Here is a 14,911-nt window from a genome sequence, read left to right as displayed (position 1 = left end):
CCCTGCAGCTTAGGGGGAGCTGGTTTGGCGGCCCCGACCCACGGCGGGTTGGCGGGCAATCATGGCCCGCCGCCATCAAAGCACACCATCACCCATAATGCGGAGGCGCTCATGTCGGGCAGCAACGGCGGCACTTTGCGCTTCCAGCTCGGTGTTTCCGGCGTTCCTGAAGTTGAGCGGAGTCTGTCGCAGGTCGAGAGCCGGATGAACGCTCTCGCCGCTGCCAATCGCCGGTATGAAAGTGACCTATCCCTGGTCACCCGCGCGGAAGAGCAGGGGCTGATCACGGCCGAGCGCGGCGTGCAGATCCGTGGTGCCCTGCGGGAAAGCTTCGAGGCGCAGAGCCGCGCGGCGCAGCAGGGCGCGGTTTCCCTGTCCGGCTACGCCGCCAGCCTCTCGGCCACGGCGCTTGCCGGTGTTTCGCTGACTGCTGGCCTGGCGACTCTCGCCGCAGGGGCGACGGCCGTCGCCCGCTCTGGCGATGAAATGACTGCCGCCCTGGGGCGGATCCGGGGCGCGACTGGCTCCATCGAAGCGGCGCGCGATGTCTATGAGCAGCTCTACCGCATCAGCCTGCAGACAGGGCAGAGCGTGCTGGAAAGCGCCGGGCAGTTCAGCCGCTTCGCCATCGCGGCGAAGGAGATCGGTGCCACCAATGCGCAGGCCGTGCGCTTGGTGGAGACGCTGCAGAAGGCGGCCATCGTCGGCGGCGCTTCCGTATCCGAGGCGGCCTCTGCCGCGACGCAGCTCGCTCAGGCGCTCGCCTCCGGCAAGCTGAATGGTGACGAGTTGGGTTCGCTGCTGGAGAACATGCCGAACCTGGCCGTGCTTCTGGCGCGCGAACTGGGCGCCAGCGTCGGCGAGCTGCGGAAGATGGGCGAAGAGGGCAAGCTGACGGCCGACCGGGTGTTCCCGGCGCTGCTGCGCGCAGGCGAAGAGATCAACGCCGAATACCAGAAGATGCCTGTGACCATGTCGCAGGCGTTCGACCGCTTAACCGTTGCGACCAAAGGCTTTGCTGCACAGCTGGATGAAGCTCTTGGATTTTCCCAAGGCATCGCTTCGGCGCTCCAGAAAGCCGCCGGTTTCATGGAGGGGCTGCGAGATGCTGTGCCGACACCGGAGAGTCGAGCTCAGTCTCGTACAGAGGAACTGCAGGGCCAGGTCCAGGCTCTTGAGGGCCGGCTACGCCAGCTGCGCCCCGATGGCCAGCAGTCAGTAACAGCCTTTCGCCGCGGCGGGATTCAGAGCGGTCTACAGGGAGCGGCGGCGGCTACGGCGGCGGCAGCTGTGGGCGCTGACCAGGCAGCAGAGGTTGCTGCAGAACTGGCCCGGCGTGAGCGCGAGCTGGCTGATCATCTGAATGGCCAGATCAACCTAGTAACAGAGGCCGCCGAGCGGCAGTGGAAGGCCGACGAGACTGCGGCCCTCCAGGGGATTGAACAGCGCCGCAAACGTTCGGCAGCGGAGATCGAGGAACTACGCGGCGACCTGGATAAAGCGTTCAAGATCCGCAAGGAGCACAACGAGCGCGTCGAGACGATCCGCACCGCCGTCAGGAACGAGGCCATCACCGAAGCGGAGGGCGAGCGGCTCATTGCCGACGCGGTTCGGGAGCGGGATGAAGCCCTCAAGAAGGCCGCCAGCACCGCCAAGGAAGCGCGCAATGCCGAGTTGGAATTCATCTCGGACGTGGTGCGTGAGCAGGGCAAGCTGCTGGAGGGCCTGGACAAGGAAAAGGTCCTGGCCCTGGACCGCTCCGAGGCGACGCGCCAGGGCTACGCCGACAGCCTCGAGCTCATCCAGCGCGAGGCCGATCTGGTCGGGGTCAGCACCGAAGCGCGCGAGCGGGAGCTGGCCCTGCTGCGCGAGCGGCAGCGCCTGCTGCGGGAACACATTGACCCTGAGTCTGACGAAGGCCGGGCGCGGCTTGCGATGGTCGGGCAGCTCAGCGACGCGACTGTTGCGCTCCGCGCGCAGCGCGATGCTCTCACAGAGGTTGGGCGCATCGGCGAGCGGGTCTTTGACCGTCTCGGCGATTCTGCCGTGGATGCGTTCCTGCGGGGAGAGAAGGGCGCTCTGAACCTGGGCAATGTGACGCGGGGGATCCTGGCCAGCGTCGCCACGGATCTGCTTCGGGTCACGGCCTTCAACCCGATCCGCAACGCTCTGTCGGGCAGCAGCCTGCCAACCCTGAGCAGCATGGGGAGCGCGGTCTCGGCCGCGCAGGGCGGGGGCGGCAACGGTCTGCTCAGCATGGCCAGCACCGGCTCCAGCCTCTGGAATGCCTTCGGCAGCAGCTCCATCAGCAGCGGCCTGGATGTCTGGGGTGCGTCGAATCTGGGCTCCCTGGGGTTCACCGGCCCGGCGAACGCCGCACTGCCCTCGACGCTGGGCCTGGGCAGCGCGGCGGAATTGGGAGCGGCGTTGCCCGCGCTGCCGACATCCGCCGCCGGCCTATGGAACGGCGGCAGCGCCCTGGGAGGTTTCTCCTCGTTCAGCAATGTGCTGGGCATCGCCGGCGCCGCGCTTCCCGGGCTGATGAGCGGCAACTATGCCCAGGCGGGCCTGGGTGTTGGTGGTGCTGCCCTGGGCACGATGATTCTCCCCGGCGTCGGCACCGTGCTCGGCGGCCTGGCGGGGAACCTTCTGGGCGGCCTGTTCGGCAATGACCCGGCCCGGCCGGCATCGTCCGTGCAGATCGGCATCGATGAATCCGGCCAGCTGGTGGTGCTGGGCAGCCGGGCCAAGGGGATGGACGCGGCGCAGGGCATCGCCCAGGCGCAGCAGAGCCTCGGTGGCCTGAATGCGGCGCTCTCGTCCCGTGGTCTCTCGCTGCGCGGCACGGGTGGCGCGGCCGTGGCCCAGACCCACCAGGGCAGCGATGCGCACCTGGCGGCGGCGGATCAGGCCGAGCTGACGCGGGTGGTGCTGTCCAGCATCACCGGCGGCAGCGAGGCGGTGATGCACGTCATCGCGGGCGAGATCGCCAAGGGCGCCGCGGCCTCGCTGGATCAGGCCTTCACCGATATCGACTGGGTGAAGTCGATCTATGACCCGCTCACCTCGGCTGAAACGCCGATCAGCGCCTTCGCGGCCTCGCTGCAGGAGGTGGAGAAAGCGCAGGAGGCCACCGTTGCCCAGGCCGAGCGCCTGGGGCTCGCCACGGAGGGGCTGAACCGGCACTTCGCCCAGGCCGCGGCGGACATCGTCGCGGCCCGCGACCGGCAGTACCTCAGCACCGGGCAGGGCATCTATGTTCGCCAGCTGGCGGCCATGGGTGACCAGCGCGGCTCGCAGCTGCTGGCCTTCGACCTGGCGGCGCAGCAGCAGCGCGAGGCCCTGGCCAATGAGCTGCGGCAGCAAGGGGCCGCAGGCGAGGCCTACACTGAGCAGCTCCGCCTGCTGGAGGACACGCTCTGGTGGGAGCGGAAGAACATCGCCGAGCAGGGCGCCGAGGAGCTGTTGAACGTCGAGCGCAGCGCGCTGCAGCGGCTTCAGCAGGAATCCGGCATCCTGGCGGGGTTCCTCGATCAGCAGGCGGTCAGCGGTGCCGGGGTCAGTCCGCAGAACGCCTATCTCGCGGCGCAGCAGCAATACGCCGATGCGCTGACGGCAGCGCGGGGTGGTGGGGACCTGTCGGCTTACGTCAACGCCGCGAACACGCTGCTCACCGCCAACACCAGCTTCAATGCCACCGGCCGCGAGGCCGAGGCGGTGCGGCAGATGGTGCTGTCCGAAACGCGCAGCCTCGGCGCCACGCTCGATCTGCCTGGCTTCTCCAGCAATCTGGAAGCCGGGCTGTCGCGGGTGATGGTGCCGGCCACCGACGCCATGACGACGCTGCGCGATGAAGTGGCGGCGCTGAGGGAGGAGATGCGCGGCATGCGTCTGCGTCTCGAAGCATGACCGGGCTGGCGCCTCTCTCCGCCACGCCGGCCGCCTCGCAGTGGCCGGCCACCGATGCCGTCTCCGCCGCCGGCGTGGCGCGGGCGCGCGATCTGCCGGTGACCGATGCGGTGTGGACGGTCGAGATCCAGGGCGCGGGCTCCGGCGGGATGCCGGCGCCGGCCCCGGCCGGGCTGGTGTCAGGCCTGCCGCTCAGCAGCATCGCCCTGCCGGATGACGGCGGCGGCGGCTCTGCGACGGTGGTTCGGGTATCCGACCGGGGCTGGATCACGGAGCCGGACGATGCCGTGCCGAACCAGGCATGGCCCGCCCGGCTGCTGGAGCCGCCGGCGCTCGAGATGCAGGTGCCGCTCTATCCGGGCGAGGGCCGCCGGGCCGAAGTGGCGGCCGGGGAGGTCCTGCTGGCGAACGGCGACGGCGCCCTGGATGCGCTGGTCAGCGATTGGACGCTGTCCGGTCTGGGCGTCGTCATCCGCCGCGGGCCGCACCGCCGGCCGATCCCGGCGGCCAGCCATGAGGTGGGCCGCATCGCCGAGATGCGCGTGGCGCGGCCACTGGACGGCGCGGGCCGGCTCCGCCTGGTGCTGGGCTCCGCCGCGCGGGACCTGGCGGTGCCGGCCTGCCCTGTCTTCGCGGGCACCGGCGGGGAGGAGGGGCCGGAGGCGCTGGCCGGACAGAACAAGCCGCGGCTGTTCGGGCACCGGCAGAACTTCGCGCCGGTCCTCGTGGATGCGGCGCGGCAGATCTACCTGGTGGCCGTCGGGCCGATCGGCTCGGTGGTCGAGGTGCGCAACCGGGGCGTAGCCCAGGACCCCTATGGCGAGGTGGGCAGCTACCAGGCGCTGGAGGAGGCCTATGTGCCGGGTGGCCACTACATGGTCTGCCTCGCCACGGGGCATATCCGCCTGGGGTCGGAGCCGTCACTGCTGACGGTCACGGCGCAGGGCGACGCCGCACCGGCCACAGGTGGCTATCTCTCCGACCCCGCCGATCTGGCGGTGAAGCTGCTGCAGGGGCCTGGGGGGCTGGATCCACAACGCGCGCCGCGCGAGGCGTTCTCGGCCTGGCCCACCGGCCCCGCCGGGTTGCTGGTGACAGGCGGCACGGTCGCGGATGCCATGGAGCGGCTCGCGGCGGGCGTGAATGGCTGGTGGGGCGCCGATGAATTCGGCCGCATGCGGGGCGGTGCCCTGGTTGTGCCGGAGACGGTCGGGCCCGGGGTGGCGCTGGAGCCGTGGATGCTGCTGGGGCGCCCCGAGGAAGAGGCGCAGTCGCAGCCGCCCTGGTGGCGCGCGCGGGTGCGCTACGCGGTGCGTGACGTGGTGCAGCTGGGCGAGAATGTGGCGCCGGGCGCCGGCGCCGAGGCGCGCGACTACTACGGCCGCGAGGGCGAGGTGGTCACGAACCTGAACGCCGCCACCCAAGGCGCCTTTCCATCCGCCGCGGACGGGCCGGTGCTGGACAGCCCCTTTGTCACGGCGGAGCCGGCGCAGGTCCTGGCCGATCGCCTGATGGCCTTGTTCGGCGTGCCGCGCCGGTCCTGGCGTGTCTCGCTGCGCTCCGGGGCCTCCGGCATCAGCCCGGCCATGGTGCGGCCTGGCACCGTGCTGCAGCTGACCTATCCGCGCGTCGCGTCGCTGGCGCAGGGCCGCAACCTGCTGGTGCTGCGGCTCAGCGTGCGCGGCGACACTCTCACACTCCTGCTCTGGGGATAGGCATGGCGCTGCTGGCCACGGAAAACCTGCTGAACGGGCCACTGGCCGAGATCAGCGCCTCCAGCGAGGCCGAAGGGTTGGGCGTGCGGGCCCTGCTGACACCGCAGCTCTCCGACGTCTACCGCTCCGGTCCCTGGATGCCCGGCGCCTCGGTCACGATCAGCGCCGACCTGGGCGAGGATCGCGACTGCCAACTGTTCCTGCTGGCGGCGCCGCGTGACGGCGTGCTGCCCTCGGCCGCCGCGCAGGTGCGCGTCTACGCCGCGCTGGCGCCGCTCAGCAATCCGCTGGAGGCGCCGTTCTACTCGGGCTTCGTGCCGGCCGCCTTTGGACCGAACGGGCTGCTGGCCTTTGTGCCGCCGGAGCCGGTGCGGGTCCGCTACGTGGAATGGCGCTTCATCGCGGGGGCTGCCGATCGGTACCTCCAGCTCGGGCGTGCCTGGGTCTCGCCGCTGGTGATCAGCAGCAGGGCGGCCGGGTACGGGCAGCGGCGGGGCGTGATCGATGCCGGGGTGAATGACCGCGCGGGCCTCTCCGGTGTGCGCTACGCCACACCAGGAGCGCGGCGGCGCTTCACGCGCTGGACCTATCCGCAGATCCCGCGCGCCGATGCCGAGGCGCTGGACGCCGCGGCCCTGGCGGCGGGAACAACGGGGCAGGTGTTCGGCTCCCCCTGGAATGCCGACCCGGCCCGCCATGGCGTGCTGGGCCATTTCTCCGCGCTGCCCGAGCCGACGCGCATCACCCCCCAGCGGTGGTCGGCCGACATCGCCATTGAAGAGGATCTGTGATGGGCACACCCCATGTGGTGGCCGACCGGGTGCTGGTGCAGACCACCACCACCGGCACCGGCACGTACCAGCTTGGCCCGGCGCTGGCCGGCTACCTGACGCCAGCCCTGGCCGGCCTCAGTTCCGGCGCGCGGGTCTGCTACACGGTGGTGGACAACCTGCTGTCGCCGACGCAGTTCGAGGTGGTGGAGGGCGTCTATACCTCGGGCAGCCCGGCGACCCTGACGCGCGGACGCATCGTGCGGACGCACACCGGCGCGCAATCCGCCATCAACTGGCCCAGCGGCACGCGCTACCTGTTCCTGTCGCTGAACGCGGACCGTATCCCGCTGCTGGACACGGACGGCCTGCTGCCGCAGTCGGCCATCCCGCAGAGCCTGTTCAGCCAGCTGCTGTCCAGCAGCACATTCGCGGTGCCGAATGGCGCGACATCGGCCGTGCCCTGGAACAGCAAGGGCATCGATACTCTCGGCGCGCAGCCGGCCACGCTGCCGGTGTTCGCCCTGACGGCTCCCAGCACGGGCCTCTACCGCGCCAACCTGTGCCTGTCCTTCGGCAACAGCCCGACCGGCGAGCGGGTGGTGGAGATCCAGGTGAACGGCATCGCCCGGTCCCGGCAGTGGGCGGCCACCGTCAATGGGGCGATGGATCTGTGTTGCAGCTGGGAGGGCCAGGTGGGCGCAGGCTAGGGTGTGCAGGCCTTCATCGGGCAAAGCTCGGGCGGCACGCTGGCCTGTGGTGGCACGGCGCAGAGCAACTTCACGCTGAGCCGGCTGTGATTCCAGCTGCATCCGTCGCGGTGGATGTCGGCGCCGACATGGTCGCCATCGCCACCAAGGCAGGCAACCCCACCCCCTCGGCACGGCGATACGCGGATGGGCGCCTGTATGTGGTGGGTGTGCCGCAGGCGGCGCTCGAGCGCGCTCTGGCGGAGGTGCTGGGGCTGCCCATAGGGGGACCGGTGCCGGCCTCGGTGTCGAACCTGCAGGCGCGCGCCGCGATGCGCCTGGCCGGCCTCTTCGAGGTGGTGGAGGCAGCGCTGCAACAGCATGCGGCCACCCTGCCACCGGTGGAGGCGGCCATCCTGCTGGATGCGTGGGAGCGCGGCGCATTCGAGCGCGCCAGCCCCACCATTGCCCTGATCGCCGAGCTGGTGCCGCTGTCCACGCAGCAGCTCGATGACCTGTTCCGCGCGGCGGGCGCCGTCGCCTTGTAGCCATCGGGGCGCTGCCCCTTCCTGAAATCCGGAGACACTGCATGTCGGAGACCACTTCTCCGGCCGTGGACGTGCGCGCCCTGCTGGGCCTGTACACCTCGGCGCGGCGCCTGCCCGTGTGGCTCGGCCAGACCGTCAATGCCTGGGGCCAGGTGCTGCTGCCGCGCGGCGGTGCCACCCGGGGCGAGGGCGCCACCTTCCTCTGGCGGCACCTGGAGAGCGGAGCCCAGCTCGAGCTGGCCGGGCTCTGGGTGGAGGCTGAGAGGCGCTGGTGGTGCGGCTATGAGCCCGAGCTGCTGGGCGGCTGGGCTTGGCGCTTCCAGACCACCGATCCGCAGCAGCAGAGCGCCTGGGCGTTTTTCGACGTGTCGGAGACGCCAGGGCAGGGTGCGGTGCCCAACTCGGCCATCTGGGCGACGGCCAACGGCCAGCCCATCGTGCTGACCAGTGGCGGGATGCTGACCGGCCTGCGCATCGGCGAGCTACCGCCTGCCGAGGATCTGGGCGCGCTAACACTGCCGGGCGCCGAGGGCGCCGACGGCGCGCCGCGGCGCGTGCCGGTCACCCGGCTGCGTCAGGACGCGCAGGACCAGGCGGGCCAGCGCGTGCAGCAGCTGGTGCCCGAGCTGGTGCCGGGAGCGGTGGCCGGTGCGCTGCCGTCGCTGGCGCAGCCCTTTGTCGATGCGGCAGCCGGCAGCGCACTGATGGCCGACCAGCGCGCGGCGGATGCGGAGACCGAGCGGCGGCGTGCGGAAGCGGCCGCCGAGAGCACTGATGCCATGGTGCAGAACGCGGCACCTCAGCGCGCTTCTGTGGCCGCTCTGGCATCAGCATGGACATCCGCTGGCGCCACGGAGGGCGCGCTGGGGGTGGTCTTCACCATCGGGCCGGAGGAAGGCGTCTATCGCCTCCTGGGCGGCCTGCCGGTGCGGACGGGCGACACGGAGCGGCAGAAGAAGGCGTTTGCCCTGGCCGAGGCCCAGCGCACCAGCACCGCCGCGCGGGCCCTGCCCGTGCTCGGCGTGGTCGCGCCCGATGTGGTCACCGACAACCTCTGGGAGGTCGCCGACCCGGCCGGCCGGCCGCTGCTCGACATCGGTGAGGACCTGACCCTCGGCATGGCCGGCGTGCTGCTGCGCGGCGACCTGATGAGCCTCGAGGACTATTCCTGGGGACTGCGCACCGAGGCCGGCAAATGGCTCATTTCCGGCGAGGATGATGGCACGGCCGGTGTTGCCGCCCTCCTGCTCTACGGACAGCAGCTCGCGCCGATGTCGGTGGCCGACGATGAGCTGCCGCTGCTTGAGGACCAGTGGGGGCATGCGCCGCTCCGCTGGCAAGAGGGCGGGTGGCTTGGAATCAATATCGGCGACAGCCGGATGCGCCGCGTCCCGCTGGCGCCGATGCAGGTGTCATTCCCGCAGGGCTTCGTCACGCCGGACGAGCGCGTGTCGCTTGGCATCCACGACGACGCCACGATCGAGGCGCGGCTCTCGCCGGATGCGCGCGACGACCTGCAGGCCGACACCTACCTGCCGCCCGAAACGATGCGCGAGATCGCGGCCTTCAACGTGCGTCGGCACCGCAACGCTCGGCTGATCGTCGGCACGGTGCAGGACAGCACCGGCCGCGCCTACGATGTCGTGCAGCTCGCCGACCAGTACGATCTGCAGACGCTGGCTGACAGCGCATCGCCGCTGGTGCTCGTCATCTTCTTTGGTCAGAGCAACAACGGCGGCCAGGGCGGGCCGCTGCTGGGGCCGATCCCGCAGCCGCAGTTTCCGCATCACTTCCTGATGCTGGGCGATCCCTCCTACTGGCCGCAAGCCTATGCCGAGGGGACGGTTTCCCTGTCTCCCGCGCGTCTGCAGCTTTCCGCCTACCGCAACCCGGGAAGCGATGGCGTCTTCCCGATGACGTTCTTCGGTCCGGCCTTCGAGGCCGGCATGCGGCGCGCCAACCGGCACTCGCCCGGGCTGATCGGCCACACCGTCTGGTGGGGCGGCCAGAACATCGACAAGTTCATCAAGGGGACCGTGCAATACCAGCATGTGCTGGCTGCCGTCACCTCGGCACGGGGCGCCGCGGCCCGCATGGGGCGCCCGCTGCGGGTGGTCATCCGCTGGTGCCAGGGCGAGAACGACACGGACGGTTATCTCGACATGCTGCGCCAACTGCAGGCCGACCTGCGCGAAGACGCGCGTGTGGCGGCCGGCATGTCCAGCCTGCCGGACTTCGTAATCCAGCAGGTGAACGGCAACGCCAACGCGACCACGGGCGTGCAGCGGCCGGTCCTGGCGCAGTACCAGATCCTGAAGGAGGGCATCCCAGGCCTCTACGGCTCCGGCCCCATGTATGACTGCCCGCTCGGCGACAACATCCACGCCAGCTATTACGGGCGCATGATCCAGGCCGCGCGTGATGCGCACACGCTCGACGCGATCATGCGGGGGCTGAACCCCCGTGGCCTGCGGCCCACCGGCTTCGCCCGCCTCAGCGCATCAACCGTGCGCATCACGTGGGAGCTGCCACCGGATGCGACGGCGCTCTCCTGGTCGAGCTGGACCCCCGACGCGCCGCAGCGCGGCTTCGAGATCTGGCAGCAGGACGGCACCAATGTGCCGCTCTCGGCCGTGACGATCAGCGGCGCGAAGACGCTGGACCTCGTGGGGGCGGCCGACCTGCCTGCCACGCCACTGCGCATCCGCTCCGCCCTGCAGACGGGTGGCGAAGTGCTGGCCGGCTGGTCCCTCGGCCGGACGGCGCTGGAAGCCGTCACGACCTACCGCAACCATTGGGCGGACCTTGGCCACCCCGTCCCTTCACTTGTCGCCTATCCCGCCATGCGTTTCGAGGAAGCTCTCACATGAGTCGCATCATCGTCGCCACCTCCGTTCCGGGCAGCGCCGCGCCGATCGCCAAGCCGCTCGACCAGCAGATGCTGGAGGACGCCGACCTGCTGCATTGGTTCCGCGCTTATGAACCCGACATGGTGGTCGATGCGGCCACCCGCGACATTCTGCAATGGCGGGATCTGAAGGGCAGCGGGGCATTCCTGAAGCCCGGCACTGCCACCGGCATGGGGCCGTCCAAGCTGGTCGACGGGGTGGTGAACGGCCGCCCCGTCTCCGACCACGCGGCGAACGGCGTGTACCAATGGGACGGCGGCCCGTCCGCCGTGCCGCAGCCCAACTTCGCCGCCGCCTTTGGCATCGTGGCTTGCGTGCGGGTGCCCTACCCCGGGACGGGCAGCGGCCAGATTCTGGCGCGGTTCAACTCGCTCTCGGCGCGGACGCTGCTGCAGATCACCGGCTCGGCCAACGCGCAGACCCCCGGCAGTATCGTGGCCCAGCACGGGAGCGCCTCTATCGCCATTCCGTACGCCTGGGGCACCGACGCCAATATCATCATGACAAGCAACGGGACCGAGTTGGCGCTGTGCGTCAACAACCTGTGGAGCCTTCCGACCGCGACCGACAACGGCGCCGGCACCTCGGCCATGGGCATCGGCTCCCTGTACGCGGTCGCGCTGGCGCAGCGGTACACCGGCATGCTGTCCAACCTGCAGTTCTATCGGCGGTACCTGTACGGCGACCAGCGCCGGGTGAGCCTGATCCAGCGGTATTTCCAGCGCCTGTACGCCATGTCCTTCACGCCTGCGCGCCGGCCGCTGGTGTAAGCGCCAAAGTCTGCTCCACCGCTATTTCAGCAGCCTCATGAGGCTGCCGCTGTAACCCCTCCTGGTGATCCGCCGCATGGCTCGCATTCTCCGCCAGCGCCTATGGAGTAGGAATGATTGCACGAGTGAACGCGGCGCTCCGCTGGGACCCGCGAACCTTCCTGGCCGCCTTCGCGCTCTGGAGCATCCTGTTTAGCATCGGCTGCTTCAGCACAACGCGCATGTTCGACATCCAGCCTGTGTTCCGTGTCCTACGGGACGTCGGGCTGCGGGAGAGCTTCTGGGGCGCGGTGACATTGATCGATGGCCTGCTGCTGATGCTGACCCTGTGGATGGGCTCCATCAATACACGCGCGGCTGTCGCCTGCCTGTCCGCTGGCCTGTGGGCATTCGTCGGCGGCACCATGGTGTGGAGCGGCAGCCTGCAGGGGTTCTTCAGCCCGGCCGGCGCCTTCTCCCTTCTGGGCAGCGCTGGCTGCGTGGCCGCCACGATTCAGTGGGCAAACTGGGGGCGATAAGATGGAGCCATTCGCGAACTGGCCAGCCCTCCTGCTCTCCCTGTGCGCCGTTGTGCTGGGCTTTGTCGGCTTTCGTGCCACGCAGGCCAAGACGCTCAAGGATGACCTGACCGGCGTGGAGCAGCGCGCCTTGGCCGGCTTGAAGGCGCTGGAGGATAAGGCCGCCCTGATGATCAAGGGCACGGCCGACGTGGAATCCAAGGCTCGTCACGACCTGGCCAACCTGGTTGCCCGCGAGACTGCACGGCTGGAAGCGCAGCTCCGCCAGCAGGACCGGGACATGGCCCGCAAAGAAGAGATGCAGGCGGTGGAGCGGCGCGTCTCCGAAAACCTGGCGCGGGTGGAGGCGAAGCTGGACCGCCTCGCCGATGGGCTGAGCAAGATGGCCGCCTTCGATGGAAACGTCAGGGCGCTCACCGAGAAGCTGTCCTGGCTGTCCGATCGCATCGAAGCGCTCGAAGTGCGCCCGAAGCGGTCCGAGTAACCGCGCGCGGCCGGGCGCCGCGCATCCCTGAAAATCGGAGCCTGCCCATGGTCAACGCGAGCCCCACGGCGGCGCGTGGCTACCGCAATCGCAACCCCGGGAATATTGACTGGTCCGCCGCCAACAAGTGGCAGGGGCAGGTTGGGAAGGAGGCTGGCGGCCGCTTTGCGGTCTTCTCCTCCCACCAGTACGGCATCCGGGCCCTGGCGGTGCTGCTGGTCACCTACCAGGATCGGCACGGCCTGCGGACGATCCGCGACATCATCGCCCGCTGGGCACCGCCGGCGGAGAACCAGACCAGCGCCTATGTCCGGCATGTCAGCCTGATCACCGGCTTCGGGGTGGACCAGGTGCTGGACCTGCACACCCATGCCCATCTCCGCCCGCTGGTGGAGGCCATCATCACCCATGAGCTCGGCGGGCAGCCCTATGACCAGCGCACCCTGGATGAGGGGCTGACCATGGCCGGCGTGGCGCCGCCGGCGATCGTGGCGGTGCGCACCGCACCGGCCAAGGCGGCGATCGGCACGGGCGCGGCCGGCGGCGCGGCCTTGGCTCTGGTGGAGGTGCTGCCCGCCATCGCGCCCCACCTCGGCGCCGCGGCTGACCTGGTGCGGGCACTGGGGCCCTGGCTCGCGGGGGCCATCATCCTGGCGGTCGCCGTCTACTTCATCGCCCAACAGCGCCGGCGACAGGCGGAGATCGGCGCGTGATCCCAGTTTGGCTGGCAGGCTGGGCGGCAGCGCTGGGCGCGGCTGCCCTGGCGGTGCTCGGGCTGCTCGGCGCCGGCCGGCGGCAGGGGCGCGCCGAGGCTGAGACGGCGGCAACGCGCCGCGACATCCAAGCCAGGGAGACCCGCGATGCGGTGGAGCGTGATGTGGCTCGCGAGCCTGATCCTGCTCAGCGCCTGCGCGAGCGCTGGACCCGCGACTAGCTGCGGCCCCTGGCGGCCGATCTATGTCAGCCGCGCGGATGTTCTGACCGAGGGCACTGCTCGCGCGGTCCTGGCCCACAACGAAACGGGTGCGGCTCTTTGTGGTTGGTGAGTGCCCTGGCGGCCGTGTGCTCGGCAGCTACTCCAGAAATTAGAGGACACCTCGCTGTCCAGTGATCAAGGTCACGCAATCTCGTGCGTCCAAGGTCCAACTGATCGCTATCCGTATCTCAGGGCTGTCATAGTGGAAGCCCAAGGTGCGCATATCGGTTGCAATGGAGAACTTGGTTCTGCTGCTGCGTAGAGCATCCGAGATTTCACCATTGCTTATGCAGTAATAGCCCTCTGCAAGAGAAAAACTGAACCTGGTGGTGCGGAATTCTCTGCCGACATCAAAAGAATAATAGGATGTCGATTTACGAAAGGGGAATGCCGTTGAGCGCCATCCTGTACATCGGTGCTCATCACAGGGCATCTCCTCAATCTCGAACGTCTTCTTGAAGAACTCGACATCGTCATAGCGGCCGCTCTCAAAGATCGTCTTGATGCGCCTCAGGAGCACGCTCTTGTTGTCGTATCCCTCAGGATACTGGACGGCGCAGGACATCAGCGCCGGCGTGAGGCAGATCGCAAGCACCGCAGCGCGCCTCATTGAAACCTCTCGTCTCAGCTTTCTGCGACCATTGGAGAGCGGTCTGCGCTCTCCTGCAACCTCACTCAGGCGCCGCTCCGCAGAGAGGGCGCCTTTTCTTCGTCCCCTCCAATGGAGATTGAACCATGCGCTGCGCCCTTGGCGTCTACGGCGACAACAAGCCCGGGAACACCAACCGCTTCGATGCCATGAACGGCGCACCTTGCGCCTGGATCATGGGCACGATCATGGACACCCGTCCCGGCTGGGCGAACGTCCGGTGGCTCTGGGATGACCAGTACCTTGGCAAGAACCTGAAGATGGACTGGCAGGGCCGTCCGCTGCCGTTCAAGCGCTGGATCAACTTCTCCATCGCCATCTTCCCGAAGGACGGCAGCGTGGAGGCCGCGGCGCGCAATGAGTACGTGAAGGAGTGGACCAACCAGGCAACCCAGCTCCGCGACGGCGCCCCCCGCAATGACCGTGGCAAGGTCAGCGTGCGTGGCGATTGGGAGGGCAATATCGGGTTCTACTGGAAATGGCAGGATGCCAAGCGCCAGCAGATCATCGATTCCTGGCGCCGCCGGTACGAGGCCTACGAGAAGGCGGCTCCCGGCCTCTTCGAGCACGTCTGGTGCCCGAACTATGCTGCCGGCGGGCTGAACGTCGAGGCGTTCTATCCTGGCGACCAGTACGTTCATGTGATCGGCATGGACCACTACTGGAAGCACCAGTGGGAGACGACCAACCCCGACACCGCCTGGGGCAAGATCTACAATGCCCGCTTTGGGCTGAAGTGGCAGGCCGACTTTGCCGATCAGCGCGGCAAGCTGAAGGAGGCCAGCGAGTGGGCCATCCCCGGCGACACCAAGGTGGGCCGCTCCTATCTCCAGCGCATGCGGCAGCACTTCATCGACCGGGAATACTGCGCGGCCGGCTACTGGGACAGCGAGAAGGATACGAACGGGCGGCTGAGCGACAATCCGGCCGGGGACGACAGCCGCAAGGCGTTCGTGGAGCTGTTCGGCATGACC

13 protein-coding genes are annotated in these 14,911 nt (G+C 69.2%); 12 read left to right on the top strand and 1 reads right to left on the bottom strand.

Going from position 1 to position 14,911, the window contains the following annotated elements; genetic code table 11:
* The first annotated feature begins 111 nt into the window (after window positions 1–111).
* The 11 genes from ACZJYS_RS16250 (at window position 112) to ACZJYS_RS16200 (ending at window position 13,246) form a co-directional block, all read left to right on the top strand.
* Window positions 112–3,909 carry a tape measure protein gene (locus ACZJYS_RS16250; protein ID WP_493179607.1) on the top strand — a complete coding sequence of 1,266 codons (3,798 nt, stop codon included), beginning with the start codon at window positions 112–114 and terminating at the stop codon, window positions 3,907–3,909.
* Window positions 3,906–5,624 carry a hypothetical protein gene (locus tag ACZJYS_RS16245; protein ID WP_493179606.1) on the top strand — a complete coding sequence of 573 codons (1,719 nt, stop codon included), beginning with the start codon at window positions 3,906–3,908 and terminating at the stop codon, window positions 5,622–5,624. Before ACZJYS_RS16250 ends, ACZJYS_RS16245 begins: the two co-directional genes overlap by 4 nt.
* A 2-nt stretch (window positions 5,625–5,626) precedes the next feature.
* Window positions 5,627–6,415, top strand: coding sequence for a hypothetical protein (locus ACZJYS_RS16240; protein WP_493179605.1), 789 nt, complete (start codon window positions 5,627–5,629; stop codon window positions 6,413–6,415).
* Window positions 6,415–7,104, top strand: coding sequence for a hypothetical protein (locus ACZJYS_RS16235; protein WP_493179604.1), 690 nt, complete (start codon window positions 6,415–6,417; stop codon window positions 7,102–7,104). Before ACZJYS_RS16240 ends, ACZJYS_RS16235 begins: the two co-directional genes overlap by 1 nt.
* A gap of 86 nt (window positions 7,105–7,190) precedes the next feature.
* Window positions 7,191–7,631, top strand: coding sequence for a hypothetical protein (locus tag ACZJYS_RS16230; protein ID WP_493179603.1), 441 nt, complete (start codon window positions 7,191–7,193; stop codon window positions 7,629–7,631).
* Between the two features lie 65 nt (window positions 7,632–7,696).
* Entirely contained in the window at window positions 7,697–10,501 is a 2,805-nt protein-coding gene (locus ACZJYS_RS16225) for a sialate O-acetylesterase (protein ID WP_493179602.1), read from the top strand.
* Entirely contained in the window at window positions 10,498–11,310 is an 813-nt protein-coding gene (locus tag ACZJYS_RS16220) for a hypothetical protein (RefSeq protein WP_493179601.1), read from the top strand. Before ACZJYS_RS16225 ends, ACZJYS_RS16220 begins: the two co-directional genes overlap by 4 nt.
* Window positions 11,311–11,435: 125 nt before the next feature.
* The gene (locus ACZJYS_RS16215) at window positions 11,436–11,828 is read left to right on the top strand and encodes a hypothetical protein (RefSeq protein WP_379632428.1); all 393 of its coding nucleotides are present in this window, start codon (window positions 11,436–11,438) and stop codon (window positions 11,826–11,828) included.
* A gap of 1 nt (window position 11,829) precedes the next feature.
* The gene (locus ACZJYS_RS16210) at window positions 11,830–12,312 is read left to right on the top strand and encodes a hypothetical protein (RefSeq protein ID WP_493179600.1); all 483 of its coding nucleotides are present in this window, start codon (window positions 11,830–11,832) and stop codon (window positions 12,310–12,312) included.
* Window positions 12,313–12,359: 47 nt separating this feature from the next.
* Window positions 12,360–13,025 (top strand): structural protein, encoded by a 666-nt coding sequence (locus ACZJYS_RS16205; RefSeq protein WP_493179599.1) that lies wholly within the window; start codon window positions 12,360–12,362, stop codon window positions 13,023–13,025.
* Entirely contained in the window at window positions 13,022–13,246 is a 225-nt protein-coding gene (locus tag ACZJYS_RS16200; protein WP_493179598.1) for a hypothetical protein, read from the top strand. Before ACZJYS_RS16205 ends, ACZJYS_RS16200 begins: the two co-directional genes overlap by 4 nt.
* Before the next feature lie 151 nt (window positions 13,247–13,397).
* On the opposite strand, the gene ACZJYS_RS16195 is transcribed toward ACZJYS_RS16200, so the two are convergent.
* Window positions 13,398–13,898, bottom strand: coding sequence for a hypothetical protein (locus ACZJYS_RS16195; RefSeq protein ID WP_493179597.1), 501 nt, complete (start codon window positions 13,896–13,898; stop codon window positions 13,398–13,400).
* A 125-nt stretch (window positions 13,899–14,023) separates the two neighbouring features.
* Here ACZJYS_RS16195 and ACZJYS_RS16190 point away from each other — a divergent pair.
* Window positions 14,024–14,911, top strand: an 888-nt coding sequence (locus tag ACZJYS_RS16190) for a glycosyl hydrolase (RefSeq protein WP_493179596.1), incomplete at its 3' end; no start/stop codon positions are given.

The organism is Roseomonas sp. TS2 (genome assembly GCF_058833935.1).
This window is presented reverse-complemented; position numbering and strand designations above follow the sequence as displayed.

Bases quoted from the DNA above. Each gene is read 5' to 3' on its own strand.
- ACZJYS_RS16250 (WP_493179607.1), top strand. From the start codon at position 112: ATGTCGGGCAGCAACGGCGGCACTTTGCGCTTCCAGCTCGGTGTTTCC.
- ACZJYS_RS16245 (WP_493179606.1), top strand. From the start codon at position 3,906: ATGACCGGGCTGGCGCCTCTCTCCGCCACGCCGGCCGCCTCGCAGTGG.
- ACZJYS_RS16240 (WP_493179605.1), top strand. From the start codon at position 5,627: ATGGCGCTGCTGGCCACGGAAAACCTGCTGAACGGGCCACTGGCCGAG.
- ACZJYS_RS16235 (WP_493179604.1), top strand. From the start codon at position 6,415: ATGGGCACACCCCATGTGGTGGCCGACCGGGTGCTGGTGCAGACCACC.
- ACZJYS_RS16220 (WP_493179601.1), top strand. From the start codon at position 10,498: ATGAGTCGCATCATCGTCGCCACCTCCGTTCCGGGCAGCGCCGCGCCG.
- ACZJYS_RS16210 (WP_493179600.1), top strand. From the start codon at position 11,830: ATGGAGCCATTCGCGAACTGGCCAGCCCTCCTGCTCTCCCTGTGCGCC.
- ACZJYS_RS16205 (WP_493179599.1), top strand. From the start codon at position 12,360: ATGGTCAACGCGAGCCCCACGGCGGCGCGTGGCTACCGCAATCGCAAC.
- ACZJYS_RS16195 (WP_493179597.1), bottom strand. From the start codon at position 13,898: ATGAGGCGCGCTGCGGTGCTTGCGATCTGCCTCACGCCGGCGCTGATG.